Annotated in this window: 16 protein-coding genes; 13 read left to right on the top strand and 3 right to left on the bottom strand. The window is 63.2% G+C overall.

Translation table 11 applies throughout. The features are described from left to right. Positions 1-10: 10 nt before the first annotated feature. The 11 genes from ACFQ2S_RS24535 to ACFQ2S_RS24585 all read left to right on the top strand — a co-directional run bounded on the left by ACFQ2S_RS24535 (position 11) and on the right by ACFQ2S_RS24585 (position 12,881). On the top strand, positions 11-1,579 hold the full coding sequence (locus tag ACFQ2S_RS24535) for an alkaline phosphatase family protein (RefSeq protein ID WP_386079306.1): 1,569 nt from the start codon (positions 11-13) through the stop codon (positions 1,577-1,579). Beyond that, positions 1,576-2,562: an NAD-dependent epimerase/dehydratase family protein gene (locus ACFQ2S_RS24540; protein WP_386079309.1), complete on the top strand. Its 987-nt coding sequence runs from the start codon at positions 1,576-1,578 to the stop codon at positions 2,560-2,562. The genes ACFQ2S_RS24535 and ACFQ2S_RS24540 overlap by 4 nt, the downstream gene beginning before the upstream one ends. Continuing rightward, positions 2,559-4,124, top strand: a complete 1,566-nt coding sequence (locus ACFQ2S_RS24545) for an alkaline phosphatase family protein (RefSeq protein ID WP_386079311.1) — start codon at positions 2,559-2,561, stop codon at positions 4,122-4,124. The genes ACFQ2S_RS24540 and ACFQ2S_RS24545 overlap by 4 nt, the downstream gene beginning before the upstream one ends. Further along, complete coding sequence (locus ACFQ2S_RS24550; protein ID WP_386079314.1) at positions 4,121-5,641, top strand: hypothetical protein; 1,521 nt, start codon at positions 4,121-4,123, stop codon at positions 5,639-5,641. Before ACFQ2S_RS24545 ends, ACFQ2S_RS24550 begins: the two co-directional genes overlap by 4 nt. Beyond that, positions 5,638-7,245, top strand: coding sequence for an FAD-dependent oxidoreductase (locus ACFQ2S_RS24555; protein WP_386079316.1), 1,608 nt, complete (start codon positions 5,638-5,640; stop codon positions 7,243-7,245). The genes ACFQ2S_RS24550 and ACFQ2S_RS24555 overlap by 4 nt, the downstream gene beginning before the upstream one ends. Before the next feature lie 206 nt (positions 7,246-7,451). Further along, a complete protein-coding gene (locus ACFQ2S_RS24560) occupies positions 7,452-8,648 on the top strand; it encodes a tyrosine-type recombinase/integrase (protein ID WP_386079319.1) in 1,197 nt (398 codons plus the stop codon). Further along, entirely contained in the window at positions 8,645-9,493 is an 849-nt protein-coding gene (locus ACFQ2S_RS24565) for a hypothetical protein (protein ID WP_386079322.1), read from the top strand. Before ACFQ2S_RS24560 ends, ACFQ2S_RS24565 begins: the two co-directional genes overlap by 4 nt. 76 nt (positions 9,494-9,569) lie before the next feature. After that, on the top strand, positions 9,570-9,773 hold the full coding sequence (locus tag ACFQ2S_RS24570; RefSeq protein ID WP_386079325.1) for a helix-turn-helix transcriptional regulator: 204 nt from the start codon (positions 9,570-9,572) through the stop codon (positions 9,771-9,773). Positions 9,774-9,878: 105 nt separating this feature from the next. Then, positions 9,879-10,133, top strand: a complete 255-nt coding sequence (locus ACFQ2S_RS24575; protein ID WP_386079328.1) for a hypothetical protein — start codon at positions 9,879-9,881, stop codon at positions 10,131-10,133. A gap of 367 nt (positions 10,134-10,500) precedes the next feature. After that, the gene (locus ACFQ2S_RS24580) at positions 10,501-11,388 is read left to right on the top strand and encodes a DUF7146 domain-containing protein (RefSeq protein ID WP_386079331.1); all 888 of its coding nucleotides are present in this window, start codon (positions 10,501-10,503) and stop codon (positions 11,386-11,388) included. Further along, positions 11,385-12,881, top strand: a complete 1,497-nt coding sequence (locus tag ACFQ2S_RS24585; protein ID WP_386079334.1) for a YfjI family protein — start codon at positions 11,385-11,387, stop codon at positions 12,879-12,881. Before ACFQ2S_RS24580 ends, ACFQ2S_RS24585 begins: the two co-directional genes overlap by 4 nt. 346 nt (positions 12,882-13,227) lie before the next feature. Here the strand turns inward: ACFQ2S_RS24585 and ACFQ2S_RS24590 are convergent, their stop codons facing one another. The 3 genes from ACFQ2S_RS24590 to ACFQ2S_RS24600 form a co-directional block, all read right to left on the bottom strand. Further along, complete coding sequence (locus ACFQ2S_RS24590) at positions 13,228-13,566, bottom strand: hypothetical protein (RefSeq protein ID WP_386079336.1); 339 nt, start codon at positions 13,564-13,566, stop codon at positions 13,228-13,230. A 65-nt stretch (positions 13,567-13,631) separates the two neighbouring features. Continuing rightward, positions 13,632-14,312 carry a hypothetical protein gene (locus ACFQ2S_RS24595; RefSeq protein ID WP_386079339.1) on the bottom strand — a complete coding sequence of 227 codons (681 nt, stop codon included), beginning with the start codon at positions 14,310-14,312 and terminating at the stop codon, positions 13,632-13,634. A 618-nt stretch (positions 14,313-14,930) separates the two neighbouring features. Beyond that, positions 14,931-15,524 (bottom strand): DUF6639 family protein, encoded by a 594-nt coding sequence (locus ACFQ2S_RS24600; RefSeq protein WP_386079342.1) that lies wholly within the window; start codon positions 15,522-15,524, stop codon positions 14,931-14,933. A gap of 454 nt (positions 15,525-15,978) precedes the next feature. On the opposite strand from ACFQ2S_RS24600, the gene ACFQ2S_RS24605 reads away from it, so the two are divergent. Both ACFQ2S_RS24605 and ACFQ2S_RS24610 read left to right on the top strand, forming a co-directional pair. After that, a complete protein-coding gene (locus tag ACFQ2S_RS24605; protein ID WP_386079344.1) occupies positions 15,979-16,224 on the top strand; it encodes a helix-turn-helix domain-containing protein in 246 nt (81 codons plus the stop codon). A gap of 428 nt (positions 16,225-16,652) precedes the next feature. After that, positions 16,653-17,537, top strand: a complete 885-nt coding sequence (locus tag ACFQ2S_RS24610) for a hypothetical protein (RefSeq protein WP_386079347.1) — start codon at positions 16,653-16,655, stop codon at positions 17,535-17,537. Positions 17,538-17,849: the final 312 nt, after the last annotated feature.

Raw genomic sequence — 17,849 nt, forward strand, 5'->3', positions numbered from 1 at the left:
AAGACAGCGCATGGGACAGAAACGCAGAAAGCTGATGCTTCTGGCAATCGACGCTTCACCGGCAGAGCGCATGACCCGCTGGATCGAGGACGGCTCGCTGCCCAACCTCGCCCGGCTGCGCGCCGCCGGCGCCCATGGCAGGATCGACTCCACGGCGGAATACCTCGCGGGCACCCCCTGGCCCACCTTCTACACGGGCACCTACCCGCCGGAACACGGCTGGATGTTCTACCTCGCCTGGCGGCCCGACCTCATGCGCTTTGTCCGGGCGACGCCGGACTGGCAGCCGATCGAGCCCTTCTACCGCAACTTCCCGCTCGACGGGCCGCGGGTGATCGCCATCGACGTGCCGATCACCTATGCGCCCAAGCCCTTCAACGGCGTGGAGCTCACTGGCTGGGGGACCCATGACAAGATCGGCGCACCGGGAGCCTATCCGCTGGGGCTGCTCGACAGGGTCCGCAAGGAGATCGGGCCGATGCCGATCCCCGACGAATTCGCCGGCCACCAGGGCTCGCGCGAACTGCTCGACCTGCGCGACGACCTGATCGACGCCGCCGACTGGCACAGCCGGGCGGGCCGGATGCTGATGCGGGAGAACGACTGGGACCTCTTCATGCTCGGTTTCGGCTCGGTCCACCGGGCAGGCCACAAGCTCTGGAACCACCACGGCGCGGCCGGCCCCGTGACCGACGCTGAGAAGGCGGAACTGGACGACGCGATGCGGCAAGTGGCGATCGCCACCGACAAGGCCGTCGGCGAACTGATCGAAGCCGCGGGAGACGACGTGAACGTCATCGTGTTCTCGCTGCACGGCATGACCGAAAACTACTCGGTGCAACCGCTGTTCGGGCGCATGCTGAGGCGCATCCTGACCGGGCAGCGCGAGGACGAGCCGGAGACGATCGCACCCTCGCCGATCTCCCGCCTGCGGGAGACGATCCCCCTTGGCGTGCGCGCCCGGGTCAAGGCGCGGCTGCCCTTCAGCCTGCAGGACACCATGACGATGTACTGGCGCAGCGAAAAACGCGACTGGGCCCGGACCAGGGCCTTCGTGATGGCAGGCGACCTCGAAGGGCTGATCCAGGTGAACCTGAAGGGCCGCGAGCGCGAAGGGATCGTGGAGCCGGGCGAGGAATACGACGCGCTGCTGGAGGAGATCGCGGCCGGGCTGGAGACCTTCGTCGACATTGACACCGGCGAGCCGCTGGTGCGCGACATCAACCGCGGCCGTGACATCTGGCCCGAAGCAGTGCTGCGCCGGACCATGCCGGACCTGCTCGTCCGCTCCCGCATCCGCAGCGCGCGGGACATTCGCGGTTTCCGGTCCGAGAAATTCGGAACAGTGCGCAATTACGACTTCGGCAGTTACGTCGACGGTCGGCCCGGACACCACGTCGGAGAAGGCTGGTTCGCCGCCGCGGGCGCGGACATCTCCGGGCGTGGCGAACTCTCGCGGATCCACGAGTTCGAGCTCCTGGCAAGTGTCCATGAGTTGATCGGCCAGCCAATGCGGCCTGAGATGCGCGGCGCGCCGGTCGAGGCGCTGTCGCCCGGCGGCGGAGAAAGCACCCCGTGACGGAATCGCGCCCTGCCCTTGTCACCGGGGCCGCCGGGTTCATCGGCCGACGGCTGGTGTCGGCGCTCCGAGGCGCCGACCAGCCGGTGCGTGCCCTGGTCCGGCCGGAGCATGAGGTGGAGGACCTCCAAACGCTCGGGGTGGAGATCCTGCGCGGCGATGCGGCCGACGCGGAGACGATGGCGGAGTCCGCCAGGAACTGCGGCACGATCTACCACCTGGCGGCGGCCCGCGGACCGAAGAAGCTTTCGCTCGACGCCTATGAGCGTCTGAACATCGCGCTGCTGGATGCGGCGGCGTCTGCGGCGCTTGGCGCCGGGGCGGTTCTGGTCGCTGCGAGCACCGTCAGCGTGCTCGGTGGCTACCCGCCCGGAACGCCGGCAAACACACTGCCGCTTCGGCCCAACACGCGATACGGCGCCTCGCGCGCGGCCGGCGAGGCGCGGCTGGCCGAACATTGGGGCCCTCGGGGCCTCGACTGGCGGATCGCCCGGATCGCCGAGCGCGTCGCCGGCCCCGGTGCAAGGGACTGGCGCGGCGTCGTCTGCGCCGTGCGCGACGGCCGCTACCGCTGGCTGCCGACCGGCGGTGCGATGCACAGCTGCGACGTGGATGACGTGGTCGCCGGACTGCGCCTTTGCGCCGGCGACCAGGCGGAGGCCGGCCAGACCTATGTGCTGACCGCAACCGAACCCGCCCCCATGGAAAGCCTGTTGCGAAGCATCGCGGACACGCTCGGCGCAGACTTCGCGCCACGACGTCTGCCCGGCGGGCCGGCGCGCGCTTACAAGCGGGTCGGCGACGCAGTATTCAAGACGTTTCGCCACGAACTCCCTTATGCTTTCACGGCGAGGGTCTATGCCTGGCCCAGCCACTACGACGGAGCAGACACCGGCCAGAGGCTGGGCTTTGTCCCAAGGTTCACGGTGGCCGAAGCCGTGCAGCGCTCGGTGCGCTGGATGCAGGCGGAGGGGCTGGTATGAGCGCGTCCAATCGCCCCCTCGCGGTGATCGCCTTCGACGCCGCCGAGATCAGCATGATCGAACGCGGCATTGCCGAGGGCTGGCTGCCCAACCTGGCGCGGCTGCGCGAGGCGGGCGCGATGGTGTCGATCCGGTCGGAAAGCGACATCATGGTCGGCACCGTCTGGCCGAGCTTCTACACCGGGCGCCTGCCCCCGGAGCACGGGATCTTCGGCGTGATCCAGTGGCGGCCCGATCACATGCAGCACGAGCGCCCCGACAGCCCGGACTGGCTGCAAACCCGGCCATTCTACCGGGGGTTTGGCGAGGACGGCCCGCGTGTCCTCGTTATAGACATGCCCTTTGCGCCCACGGCAACGCCGTTCAACGGCCGCGAGATCGTCTCGTGGAACGCCCACGCCACGATGGGACCGCGCGGCGCCTTTCCGGCGGATCTCGCGCAGCAGGCTGCCCGCGCCCACGGCGCCCCGCTGATGCGGGACGAGATCTACGGACCACAGACGCCGGCCGGACTGCTCCGCCTACGCGACCGGCTGGTGGCCAGCACGGCCCAGCAATCGGCGCTGGCGCGCGATCTCGCCGCACGCGGCGACTGGGACCTCTTCCTGCTCGGCTTCGGCGCCGTTCACCGGGCGGGCCACAAGCTGCAGACCCCGATGATGCTCCGCTCTGGCGCGGAGAGCGACGATCTGCGTGACGCGTTGCGGCAGGTCTATGTTGCCTGCGACGCCGCCATCGGCGAGGTTGTGGAGAACCTGCCGCTAGAGTGCCATGTGATCTTGTTTTCCCTGAACGGAATGGTCCCCAACACGTCGCACCATTTCCTGCTGCCCGAAATGCTCCGCCGCATCCTCGAGGGCGACAGCAGCGACACGACCGACCGCCCCCTGCCCCGCCCGCCCCTTCTTCATCGGCTGCGCGAGGCGGTGCCGCTGGAGTGGCGCAGTGCGGTCAAGGAGGGGCTGCCGGGGCCGGTGAAGGACCGGCTGGGCCGTTTCTGGCGCAGCGCCGAGGCCCGCGATTGGTCGCAGGTGCGCGCCTTCCGGCTGGTGGGCAGCGATTTCGAAGGACAGATACAGATCAACCTGAAAGGCCGCGAGCGCGACGGAATCGTCGAGCCGGGCGCGGAGTACGAGGCGCTGTGCGACCGGATCGCCGAAGGGTTGCCCGGCTTCGTCGATGCCGACACCGGCGCGCCCGTCATTGCGCGTGTGCTGCGCCCCGCACAGCTCTGGCCCGATGCGCAGGAGCGGCAGGATCTGCCCGATCTTCTCGCACAATGGGCCGGGCGCTCTGCCGTCGGGCTCCGCGCGCTGCGGTCGGACCGCTACGGCGCCTTTCTCAACCGCTGGCAGGCCAACCCGCCGGATGGCCGCTCCGGCCACCATCAGCCCCAGGGATGGGCGATGGCGCGCGGGCCTGGCGACGGGAACGAAACATTAGAAGAGCACTCGGTGCAGGACCTCGCCGCCACGATCCATGCCCATTTCGGCCTGCCGACACCGGCCGGAACCCACGGCGCGCCCATCTCCGCACTGCTCCGCGGGGAGGCCCGGCCATGAGCACCGGCGCGCGCGTTGCCCTGATCGCGCTCGACGCGGCGGATCTGGACCTGCTCGACCGGCTGGTCGACGAGGGCCGTGCGCCCGTCTTTGGCGGGCTGAAGGCCAAAGGTGCGCTTGGCAGGCTGTCCTCCTTGGGCGGATGGCTGCCCGGCTCGGTCTGGCCCACCTTCTTCACCTCCACGCCGCCATCCCAGACGGGCTTCCACCACTACCTACAATGGTCGCCCGACGAGATGTCGATGCGCCGGCCGGACCCTGCGCAGGTCGGCACGCCGTTTTGGCGCCATGTGACGGCCGGGGGCGGCAAGGTGATCGCACTCGACATGCCCTTCGCGCCCGCCCCGGCCTCAGGAACCGAGCTGACCGGCTGGGCGACACTCGACAGCCTCGAGCCGCCGCGCGCCAACCCGCCCGGCCTGCTGGAAGAGATCGAGGCCCGGCACGGCCCCTCGCCCCGGGTTGCAGAGATGCATGCCCTGCAAACCATGGCCGCGCTGCGCAAGCTGCGCGACGAGCAGATTGCGATTGCCGAGATGCTGGCCCAGATCGCCGAGGACCTGCTGGCGCGCGAGCGCGTCGACCTGCTGGCGATGACCTTTCCGGGCCTGCACCGGGGCGGCCACTGGCTCTGGGACGAGACCGGCCTCGCTTCCGAGCCGACCTCCGCGGAACGGGCCGAACTGGCACAGGCGCTCCCCGAGGTCTACGCCGCCACCGACGCCGCCCTCGGGCGGGTGCTCGATGCGGCGCAACCCGACGAGGTGATCCTGTTCTCGCTGCACGGCATGGGCCCCAACACCAGCCGGCTGGAGATCCTCGACGAGATGCTGCACCGGGTGCTCGGCGGCGCGGGCGACGCCACCGGACCGATGCGCGGCATCGAACGACTGCGGCAGGCGGTGCCGGCGGAACTGCGGCACCGGGTCAAGGACAGCCTGCCAACCGCTCTGCAGGACAGGCTGACCGGCTTCTGGCGCACCGGTGGGCGCGACTGGCAGAGCACCCCGGTCCTGACCCAGGTGGCGGATCTGACCGGCTACCTGCGCCTCAACATCGCCGACAGGGAGAGCCAGGGACTGCTCTCACTGGAAGAGGCTCGCGACCTTTCAGAGCGCATCATCGATGGCCTGGCGAGCTTCGTGGACGCCGACACCGGGACCCCGGTGGTCCGGCGTACTGCCCGGATCGAAGATGTCCTGCCCCCCGGCGAGAACCTCTGGTTGCTGCCCGACCTGCTGGTCGACTGGGCGGAGAGCCCGGCGGCGTCTCATCGCGCCGTTGTCTCGCCGGAGTTCGGCACGATCACCTGGCCCACTCCCGGCCGCCACCCGAGCGGGCGCGCCGGCAACCACCGCGCCGGGGGCTTCTACCTCGCCTGCGGCTGTGGCTTGCCGGCCGGCACCGGCCCTGGCGGCGACATCATCGACCTTGCGCCGACGGTGCTCAGCCGCCTCGGACTGACGCCGCCCGCCGCGATGCGCGGTCGCCCCCTGTTCGGGAGTCCTGATCCATGACCTTCCTGCACGCCACCGATATCGACCCCGGCGCCACCATCGAGGCCGATCTCTGCATTATCGGCGCTGGCGCGGCCGGCATCGCGATCGCCTGCGCGCTGGCCGACAGCGGGCTCAGCATCGCGATGTTGGTCGGCGGCGGCAAGCAGTTCCGGCACCGCGATCAGATGCTCTATCATGGTCGCAACATCGGGCGTGAAAGCTTTGCCCCCGGCAAGGCGCGGTTTCGCATGTTCGGCGGCTCGACCACCCGCTGGGCCGGTCAGTGCCGCCCCCTCGACCCGGTAGATTTCGAGCCACGCCCCGGCTTGCCGGACACCGGCTGGCCCATCGGCGCAGAGACCCTCGCGCCCTGGTATCGCGCGGCGGCGGAGGTCTGCGACCTCGACGACTGGCGCTTCGACCCGCCGGCGCTGACCGGCCTGAACACCGGAGATGGCGCCACGCCGGTCCGGTACCGGCACGGCCACAACGTCGACTTCGCAGTGAGTTACGGACCAAGGCTCGCGCGATCGAATACGGTGAAGGTCTACCTCGACACTCACGCCACCGAGATCGTTCAGGCGGGATCAAAGATCTCCCATGTAGAGGCCACCGGGCCCGACGGACGCCGGATGCACTTCGCGGCCCGGGACTACATCCTGGCCACGGGCGGGATCGAGAATGCCCGCCTGCTGCTCGCCTCGACCGCTGGCTCGCCGAACGGACTCGCCAACGAGCGGGATCTGGTGGGGCGCTATTTCATGGACCATCCGTTCTTCTTCGGCGGCGCGCTGGAGTTGGCGCCGGGCGTCAGGCCCGAGGCCGTCGACGCGCTGCAGGGCTACGAGCAGGCTGGCGTCGCGCAGCGCAGGCACGGCGCCTTCGCCCTCGGCGAGGGCCTGCGACGGGACGAGGGGTTGAACGGGGCGGCCGTGTTCTTTGTCGAGCGCGCCGCGCACAAGTCCTCCGAGGATTTTCTATCCACCGGCGGCGTCGCGATGACCCGGGTGCTCGACGTGCTGATGCACCGCGAACTGCCCGATGGCCGGCTGGGGCGGCACCTGCCCGCCCTGCTCACGCATCCCGGCGAGGTCGGCCGCTCGACGCTGGAGCGGCTCCGCGGCGCGGTCTCGAAGCGACGCACCCTCGCCGCCCGCTTCACGCTGGAGGCCCTGCCGAACCCCGAGAGCCGCGTCAGGCTAGACCCGCGTCGGCGCGACCGTTTCGGAATGCCCCATGTCACCGTTGACTGGCAACTGACCGGGGCAGACCTCGGCGGCCTCGAACGGCTCCGAACCGGGCTTGCGCGCTTGTTCGCCGACGGCGGCATCGGGAAGCTTTCGCTCCACGGTGCGCGCGATGCCGACGGCTTTCCCGCCAGCATGGAAGGCGGCAAGCACCATATGGGCACGACCCGCATGTCCGCGGACCCGGCCCGCGGCGTGGTCGACCCCGATTGCCGCGTCCACGAGATCGAGAACCTCTTCATCGCCGGCAGTTCGGTCTTCCCGACCGGCGGTTACGTGAACCCGACGCTGACCATCGTCGCCCTGGCCCTGCGTCTGGCCGATCATCTGCGCGGGCGCGCAGGCGCGCTTCCCGGTAAATCCGACCAGTCCTAAACGCCCTCACGAAGAAATGGTCGCGCACGGACTCGAACCTGTCGTGATTGGCGATCCCACGACGCGCCATATGTTTTTCCCAGCCGTTCCGGCGCGCACCTGAATGCCGTTGATATAAATATATTTTACTACAACATGACTCCGAGAATGGCTTGAATGTTCCGGCATGTTCCACGATTTTATGGGGGAACGATTGGGGGAAACTTATGACCTCTCTGCCCAAGCCGAAGCAGAAGTCTCTCACCGCGGCCTTTGTTAACTCCGTCAAGGAACCCGGGAAGTATCACGACGCCAAGGGCACCGGACTCTTTCTCCTGGTGAAGCCCAACGGCAGTAGCTTCTGGGTTCAGCGTATTGTCATTCGCGGGAAACGCCGGGAACTGGGGCTGGGCAGCCCGCCTGTCGTCTCGCTCGCTGAAGCCCGTGAAGAAGCGCTGAACAACAAGAGGGTTGCACGATCAGGCGGCGATCCTTTGGCTGAGAAGCGCAGGGCGCGTGCTGTCCTTACTTTCAAGGAGGCAGCACAGAGGACGCACGCAGAGCTATCGCCGACATGGAAGAACCCAAAGGACCGTGCGGCGTTCCTTTCGACGCTGGAAACCTACATCTTCCCGCGTTTCGGCTCCGTGCCTCTTCCCGAGGTGACGAGCGCGGATGTTCGGCAAGCCATCCTCGCCGCCCGGGAGAAGGCGCCGGGGGTGGCAAAGAAGCTCATCTATCGGGTTTCCTTCGTCTTCAAATGGGGCATCGCCGAGGGCATGTGCACCGCCAACCCGTCCATCGCACAGGCGTTGGCCCTGCCCCGCGTCGAACAGAAGCCGAAACACCGCAAAGCGTTGCACTACGCCGATGTTGCCGGCTGCCTAGAGGCCGTTCATGCCTCGCGGGCCTGGACGGCAACCAAACTCGCGATCGAGTTCCTGGTCCTGACCGCCAGCCGCTCGGGAGAAGTGCGAATGGCCCACTGGGATGAAATCGATCTCGACGCCGCGACATGGGAGATTCCGGCCGAGCGGATGAAGATGAAGCGCCCGCACCGGGTTCCCCTGTCTAGCCGTGCGCTGGAAATCCTACGGCAAGCTGAGAAACTGCGCGACGACAGCGGGCTCATATTCCCCAGCATACGAGGCAAGCCTCTGTCAGACATGACGCTCTCCAAGCTGGTAAAGGAACTCGGCTTCGAGGCCGATATTCATGGCTTCCGCACCTCGTTCCGCACCTGGGCGCAGGAGCGCACCAATTTCCCGCGTGAAGTCCCCGAGGCGGCGCTGGCCCACAAGACCGGCGATGCGGTCGAGCAGGCCTATGCCCGCTCCGACCTGTTCGAGAAGCGGCGGAAGTTGATGGAGAATTGGGCGCTTCATCTGGCTACGAGTGATTCCCTGATCGTGAGACTGAGATGACAGACTTGAATCGAAAGACGAACAAAACCCGCTCTGCTGAAACGCTCAGAGCCGAAATCGAACGGGAGGCTCGAGAACTTGCGGAAAAACAGCATGCAATATACCGGGCAAAGGACGTACTTCTTTCAGAGGTTGGTCGTTGGACAGGAATTCAGTTGAAACGGCGCGATCCAATCCCGTTGGTGCGTGACGGCAAGCAAGTTGGGACAATCCCAATTGGTATGTTTTCCGCAGATCCGCTTGGAAAGGTCGCGACCGCATCGCTAATAGAGCATAAGACTGAGATTGAACGAAAAATTTCAGCCTACACTGAGATCGTGTCTCGTTCAAACGCACTGGCCGAAGCTCTCAGGGACATGACCTACTTCGACCGAGAGAGACTGGCCACAAAAGAAAACTGGCTGAACCAAAACGCACTTCGAGGTGACATTGCATCACTGGAGGAACGGCTAATAGCAGAAATTGGACCGGTGACTTCGGGTTTCATTGCCGCGAAAGCACTTGCTGTGAACGCAGAAAAGCAGGTGTCGGCGCTGAACGAGGAGCTATCCAGACGTGAACACAGGCCGGGTCGCCCTAGGAATGAAGCAGCGCACGCGGTCGCCCGAGAACTGGCGCTTCTATATGCGAAAGTAACAGGAAAGCGCCCAACCTACGCAGCGGGTGCGGATGGATTGTCCGGAGATTATACCCCCGCGTTGCGTTCGGTTTTTGATGCCCTCGGCTGGCATGCAACGGACCTGAGAGGGCCGGCGGAAGCCGCAATTGCCGCAATCACCGAAGCCGATTTGCGGCATGTAGAAACGACGAATATGGGGCTACTTTCCTCATTGTCACCTGAGTAGACGGGTTTCCCGATCCGGATAGTTTTCCGCAAGAAGCCACGACAATCCTGTAGTGGCCGAAGCGAAAGTATCCAGAATGCCTCAGTTCATTCTCCGCAGACCTGATGTCGAAAGCCGCACCGGCCTTTCCCGCTCCACCATCTACGCCAAGATGGACCCGCGCAGCCCACACCACGACCCCGAGTTTCCCAAGCCAGTCCGGCTCGGCAAGCGCGCGGTCGGATGGCGCGAGAGCGACATCATCGACTGGATGAACAGCCGGGAAAGCACGACCGCCTGAATTCACCCGCACCCAACAATCGGGCGCGGGCGGAACAGGTTTGCGGCATGTGGCAATGCTCGCAATATATCCGCAGCGCCCCTGTTCCCCAAGGGGTATCAGCCAATGAATACACGCCACCAACGCCGAAAATGGCGCGCGGCCTGCCGCAGACTTATCAAGCGCGGCAATCTCTACCATTACGAAGTCCAGCACGACCCTTGGTGCGGGATCTACGAGGGTCATCCCTGCCACTGCGATCCGGTACGAGTACTGCGCGATGACAGCGGGCGGGCGCTCGCCCGCATTGAGGGCGCAGGTTTCTACGATCCGATGGAGATGGTCACGTTCGGAGCGCCTGAGCGCAAGGTGAAAGCATGAGCATACCCTTCGTCAACCCGCTCCTGCAGGTCTCTCCCTTCGCCAGCGACGGCGGCGCCGTGATTGGCCGAGACCCGAGAGACATCCAATCCGATGACTGGCGGGGCAACCCGTTCCTGATCGGACTGAAGGCCATCCGCGCCAAGTGCCTCGATTGCGCGTTCGACGCGAAAGAAGTCCGCAAGTGCGTCCAGACGGATTGCCCGCTCTGGCCGCTCCGAATGGGTATGGTGCCAAGGGGCTTCAATCAGGCGCGTCAGGAGGCCGATTTTCCAGAGACCGGCGCTCGGCACCCGACCCTACCGGGGAGCCGGGAGGCGGAAAAATCTGGCACTCCCAGAGCCCGAAACGATGCGGAGGGCGCGATATGAGTGACGCGCACACCATCACCCGCGCGCTGGGCGGAAAATGGTACGGTCGATACGGCCGTGCCTGTTGCCCCGCCTGCAACGGCACCAACAAGCGCAATCCGTCTCTCTCCATCAAACAGGGTGCCAACGGTTCGCTCCTGCTGTGGTGCTTCAAGGGCTGCGTGTTCTCCGACATCCTGTCCAGCCTCAAAGGGTTGGGCGTTGTCGCGGGACACGGCACCTATAGCCCGCCCAGCGCGGCAGACATCATTCGCCAGAAGGCCGAGATTGAGGCGGAAGCGGTCAAACGCTCCGCTCAGGCCGAGTTCTGCTGGAAGGAGACCGTGCCAATCGGCGGCACGCTGGCGGAGGCTTACCTGCGCAAGCGGGGCATCACCTGCGCCCTGCCGGATACGTTGCGGTTCCATCCCACCTGCTGGCACGCAACGGGCAAGCGCCTGCCGGCATTGGTCGCGCGTATTGACTGCGAAATATACTTCGCCGTTCACCGGATCTATCTGAAGTCATTGACCCCCGATAAATCCGACGTGCGGCCCAACAAGGCCATGCTCGGAAGCGTCAAAGGCGGCGCCGTCCGGTTGGTTGAGGGAACAGGTCCACTCGTCGTGGCAGAGGGCATCGAAACCGCTCTCAGCCTCTCCTGCGGCATCCTCGAGCGCTGTGGATCTGTCTGGGCGGCCTTGTCTGCCTCCGGCATGGCGGGGTTGAGGTTGCCCGACAGATCGCACGAGCTGGTGGTCGCCAGCGACGGCGACGCGGCCGGACGCGAAGCGGCGTACACCCTGGCCGAACGCGCGAATGCCCTTGGCTGGGTGGTTTCGACCGTAGACCCCGGCGATGGGCTGGACTTCAATGACGTCCTTCAACGGGAGATGGCAGAATGAACGCGTACAAGCCCAATCCCCACCGCGCCGAAGGTCCGCACCCGCTGGTGCGCGAAATGCCGTCCGGCCTCCCCTACCCCGTCGAGGCACTGGGCGCGCTCAGGAAGGCAGTGGATGCCGTCCAGGGCATGACGCTGGCGCCCATCGCTCTGCCGGCGCAATCTGCCCTGACGGTCGCCTCGCTGGCCGTGCAGGGACATGCGGACGTGGAGACCCTTGGGGGGAAGAGGCCGACAAGTCTCTTTGCCCTGACCATCGCCCAGTCTGGCGAACGCAAGTCCGCCTGCTATGCCCCTCTCATCGCCGAACTGCGGGAGTTCGAGAAGGAACAGGCGGAAGCATATCAGGACGAGATGACCCGGTGGAACAATGAGCAATCCATCTGGAAGGGCGAGCGCGACCGCATCCTGGCGGACGCTAAAAAAGGCAAGGGCGAGAAACGGGTGGCAGCGCGCGCCGATCTCGATGCACTTGGCTCTGAACCTCCAGCACCAGCGTCACCCGAACGCGTCGTGACCGAGCCGACATTCGAAGGCCTCACGCGCCTCTTCGCGGAAGGCCAGCCAAGCCTCGGCATCTTCTCTGACGAGGCCGGCCAGTTTCTCGGCGGCCACGCCATGAACAGTGACAACCGCCAGAAGACGCTCGCGGCCCTCAATGACCTCTGGCAGGGCAACCCTATCCGGCGCACGCGCAAGGGTGATGGCTCGCTCACGCTGTACGGACGTAGGTTGGCGGCCCACCTCATGGTGCAACCCGGTGTGGCCCGAACGTTCATGGCAGACCCCATGGCGGCAGACACCGGCTTCCTCGCCCGCTTTCTCGTCTGCGAGCCGCCCAGCACAATCGGCACCCGCCTGCATGCGCACTCCCGGCGGGATGACCGAGCGTTGGCTGAGTTCTCCACGAACCTGCGACGTATCCTTATGGCTCCGCTGCCCATGGACGCTACAACTCGCGAGTTGCAGCCGCGCGTGCTTCCGCTGTCGTCCAGGGCGCGAGCACTCCTGGTCCAGTTCGCGGATCTGGTCGAGCAGGCACAAGCGCCAGGGGGCGAGTTCTCCCATGCTGGAGGCACCGCCTCGAAGACAGCAGAACAGGCGGCACGAATAGCTGGCGTGCTGACGCTCTGGCATGACCTGCACGCACCGGAGGTGACTGGCGAAACGATGGCCGATGGCATCGAGTTGGCCCAGTTCTACCTGGGCGAAGCCGTCAGGCTCGCGGACGCAGCGACTGTATCGGCCGAGATCGACATGGCCGAACGGTTGCGCCTTTGGCTATTGGGCGACTGGCCCGAGCCAGAGGTGCTTCCGGGAGACATCCTGCAAAGGGCACCTGTTCGGGCGTTGAGGGAACGCCCAGCGGCCAAGAGAGCAATCACAACTCTGGTCGAAGCCGGCTGGCTGGTGCCTCTGGAACCAGGGACGGATGTCCGCGGGACCGCTCGCAAGGAAGCCTATCGGATTGTGAGGCCATCACATGTTGTTTGATGCGAGGCGCGCATTGGCGGAAATTGTCTCTGACGAAAACCCGGTCTCAGACACCCACACCGGTGCTAAACGTGCTAATCGTGCTAATCCGCCCCCAACCGAGCCGCACCGTTTAGCACGTTTAGCACGTTTAGCACGGCCAGAGGTTCCAAATCCCGAAACGGCAGCGCCGCTCTCGACTCCCACCGATTGCCAGCATGGCCTGTCTGCCGCGGGTCGCCCGCGCACGTGGACAGGCCGCGTCGTATCCATTGACGAGTACCGACGGCTCTCGGATTGGCAAAGGCATGGACCGAACGGAAGGGTCTGGAACGGGAGCACGCAGAGATGGGTGGTTCCGGAAGACTCAGTCTGAACGCTTCAACACCTTGTCAACTTCGAGCTGGTCGATGCCCAGCGCGTCGGCCGCGGTCCTCAGCATCCAAGCGCCACTGTCGAGCATGGCAACGTCATAGCGATCCTGCCAGACCTCCCGTGCCCATGGCACCATATCGTCCGGCAGAAGGTCGTTGATGCTTCCGGGTCGTGCGCGTCTGGGCATGGCTCGCCATTGTTCATGATTTGTTCGAAAGCAATACAGCACCATGATTGCTTTGGGATCAAGGGGGCAGCCTGCTCCCTGTTCTGAGAGGGCTTGGCCGCCAACTTGCCGCAATCCACAACAAGCGACTGCTTTGCCGAGCATGGAGACATCTGAGTAAAATGATCAGATGACCGCTCTAAATTCTGACCTTTTTCCGTGTTGCCAAGCTATCTGTGGTTCGCTTCGACCCGCTGCAACGCTTCTAGAGTCGCATCGGACGCGATATCGGCAGAAAGACCGGCGCTCACGAGCCATGCGGCGTGTGCCCCCACGACGCGTAGCGAGAATTTCGAAATGCCAAGCGCCTTGCAGATATAGAAACGGTGGTTGCCGGACCCAGACTTGTGGAGCGTGCCATCGGGGCCGAGCAGTGCAGTGGATTCATAGCCAGTGAAATCTGGTTTGAAGCCATAGTCTAAGATGCTCGAGACGAGGTCACGCGCGTATCCCTGTAGGAATGCCACGATATCGTCCTCGCACAGCATCTCGATTTCTTTGTGCCGAGCGATGCCATCCTTTTTGAGTTCGTTCATGAGCATCTCGTACCACAGCGTTTCTCGCACATTGCCAGAATGGTGAACAAACTCAGCAATCCGCTGGTAACGCTCCGTCGAAATGATTGCAGTCGGTGATCCAAAGGAGTTGGCTGGGATGCAAAACGGTTCGCGATGCTTGAACCATGGACGGGCGAGATCTGAAACGGAGGGATGCAAATACTTTCTCAACTGCCGGATCTTGCGCTTTCCCACAGGCCACTTGGTCCCGATGGTGGTGTCGATCCGGGAAGGATCGATCCAGAGAACGGCCTTTTCTCCTGCATATCGGGCGAAGGCTTTCTGAGTCGTCATTCAAGCCGAGACCTCGCGGTCCAAATCGAGATGAAAGTCGAAGAGCGAGAGTAGTACGCCAAAACGGACATTGTCTAGAACAGCCCAGCGTCCGCTCAGCGCAGCGACCGGGCTTCCGCTGCCCATGTGGCCTACTGCTCAATTGCCTGGTATCGAATGCGTGATCTCGACCGTCACCGGGCTTGGTACCGTCAGAATGCAGCTTGCCAGCTGCTCTGACCCCACCAAAGCCGCTTCACAAATACCCTCAGCGCTCTCATCGGCGCTCAACGCGATCACGTCACTTCTCGGGCAGATGGTGCCTTCTGCCACGAGGACCGTCGAGGACGACAAATAAACGACAAGCTAGACAATGACTTACATGGAGGCTCTCCGTCTCAAGGGCTGGTCTCCGCTTAAGTGGGGCATAGTCACTCCAAAGGCAGGGACTGTCGCTGAGGCGGATCAAGCCACTCAGTCGCAATCGCGGCGAAAAGACAATGAACGCTACGAAGTTCTTCCACTAAAGCAGCGATTGGTAGTCCGGTACGGGTGTTTGGAGTTAGGTTTGGATCGTCCGATAACGGCGGGGTTGCTCGACCGAACAAAAACATGGTGCGCTGCTGTCTGAGTTCAATCTCATTCCGGCAGGAAGAAAAACGTCACTTCTCCTTGGATGATCTTTTCCACGAAAGCACATCCATTCTCTGGCTCCGCAAAATGCAGCCATGACCGGACAGCAAAGTCAGCCGGCGAGAACCCCAGAACGAGTGAGTTTATTTCTTGTGTTGAGGTTGGAGGCGATGCACCAACTTCAGCTAGCAGAACTGATCGGGTGGATTCCGATAGGCTCTCAATCTGCATCGCGTAGGCGATATACTCATCATCAGCAATGCAAGCCCGCTGTATTGCAGCATTCTGGTCGACAAGCGCATGGGCAAATTCATGGACAACAACTGCTTCGAAGTGTTCGGCCAAGGGAACTGCAGTCCAAGTTTCCGATCTTCTGAATGCCTGTTCGAATGTCTTCGGGTCCAGCAGTTCAATCCGATTCTTGCCTAGATGATAAATTCCGAAATGCACTCCACTAGAGTGGTCCAGTTTGTTTGAAAAACTGATCGCTACGGGGGACATCAGGTTCAGGCCACACTCGGCTAGCTTTGGAACAGCTGACGCAACGATTTCGCAAACTCGCTCCTGTAGCAATTCGTCGTTGGTGTCCACGATTGCCATAGACGTGACGCAAGGTGTCTCTTCCGCGAACAAAACCGTACCATTGGCGAGAATCGCCAGTGCAAGAAATTCTATTGCATATAAGCGGGCTCTCCGAGCACACCACACAAATCCGCCCTCCTTTCAGGTCGAAATTCCTTGATGCAATTCAGAGTCTAAACCTGACGCTGGGTAAGTGCTATGATCTGCCTCAACGGTCCTCGATTCCTCCAGACCGGACATTGAGTGATCCGGCCAGAGGTCAACACTGCGCAGCTAGCTGTCTACCCTGGCTTCCGGACTGTTACGCGGCCGCGAAAGCCGGACTGTCCGGTCGAATCACTCCGCCTTGCCGACTCGGCGGTCATCCGACAGAAGGCCTGCGTGTCCATTTCCAGTCTCGTTTAAGATGAGGGCTTGAGCTTATGACACATTAGTCCTTGACCATACGTCGAGTTCAAACATTCTTATGTTTATGGGCGACCTCGAACTGTTCAAGGAACGACGTGAGATTGGCGCGCGACTGAGAAGTCGGCGCAAAGAACTGGCGCTCACGCAATGTGAATTGGCAGCTTTTCTCGGACACAAGGGCTCGTACAGGATCAATCAAATCGAACTCGGACGTCAAAGGCTTTATGCTGAAGAGTTGCCAAGACTATGCGAGAAGTTGAACTGCACATACTCAGATATAATCGGCAAAGGTGATTGCGGAGAAGGTTAGGTCCTCCTGACTTTGTTCAAAAACATGAGGGCGACGAACTTTCATGCAAAGTAAATCTTTCCGAGCGCCCTGAAAGCGAGCAACCCGGCGGCGTCCGAGCTCATCTTTGTTAGGTTGGCGTTGATGTCGCTATGCGGTCTCAGTGGAGATCAGCGGGAAAACTTGGTCTGGTGAGACCAAGTAGCTCCGAGCTAGCCGAGCATTCTTCCAGTCGTTCAGCACACGTTGTCCGGCCTTCGGTCCATCCATGGCTTTGTCTCCCTCAAACCCGTCGATCACCGAGTGAACATAAGCGCGACGGCGCGGCCCTATGCGGCGAAGCTTGACGGCTTGACCGTAAGCATGCCTGACGGCTACGGCCGAAGGTCAAATTTGCCAACCTTGTCGCCAGTCGCTGCTTAAGCCGTCTGAAGTGGAGACAGTGCTCGGTGTTCGAACGGGTGAGCGAAGACCGGACGTTCAAAACGGACTCCGCCGACTTTGTGTCAGCAGACATTTCAGACACTCTTTGGGCGGAAGCCCATTATCATGAGGGCTCTTGCCGGATTTGGACCGCCTCTGAACGACACCGGTTGATCTGGCGCAATGACAACCTTTGCTTCCCCGCGGACCATCACTTAACGATAATTTGGGAGGAGAGCGTGCCCCTCCATCGGTTTCTCGCCGCTGTATTCGTGGCCTTTGTATCTCCTGGCGGGACGCTTGCCGATCCCGTGCCCTGCCCCGACCCGATGCTCCGGGTTGACGCGCCGGGTCAGGCAGTACTCGAGCGTGTCTGTCACGCGGCTAGCGCCGCACGCGATGCAGCTTCGGTTTGCGCTCTCGCTCAGATAGAGCCCATCGAGATATTGCTCGTCGATACCCCAGCCCACCCTGTCAAGCGATGCCTTGCCATCTGCGAAGGGAATCGCATCGAAATTGTTCGACCGGAGCTTCTGATCGAAAAGCTCCAATCCGACGATCCTTATGCCGTGCTGTCTGGGGCAATCGTGTTCAACTCTCTCCTACGACACGAAATGGCTCACGCGCTGCTACAGCAAGCTCTGAAGGAAAGAGACGTCCAATTAGTCGACCATGAGTTCGTGGCCGCCGCACTGGAGTTCGCGGGCATGCCTCTCCAATACCGGGAACGCCTTCTCGATGAAACTAGCGCTGACTGGGAGGCAACTCGCGACAACATTAATATCTTCGTCTATTCATTTGCACCTCGAGAATTCGCGGCTACAAGTTGGCGCTACTTCGAAGAAAATGGATGCATGCCTATTGAGGGAATTATTCAGGGCACCTTCTCCTTTGGTTCCGGACACCGATAAGTACAAGCGCGGTCCGCGTTGGCCACGTCAACGTTCGTAGGTCTTGGGTTATCACAGTCGTTCGCCGCGCCGACCACAAAAGGCGGTTTCCGGCAGACGACGATTGCATTGGCGATGATGAGATTGTGAAGCGCTCAGGCATCGTTAACGGCGGGAATGCGTAGTTCGCTTGCGTCGTCGTCGACGACGGTGCACCAGCATTGGCGCGCGCGCCGGAAGGACAAGTTTGCCGAGCGACCGGACATTCGCCGCGCCCGATCCAACCGCTAACCGCTACCACCGCCGCGAGCCGGAAATGCCGAAGCGTGCACA

The sequence above is a fragment of the Tropicimonas aquimaris genome (genome assembly GCF_042676185.1).
GTDB classification, from domain to species: Bacteria; Pseudomonadota; Alphaproteobacteria; order Rhodobacterales; family Rhodobacteraceae; genus Tropicimonas; species Tropicimonas aquimaris.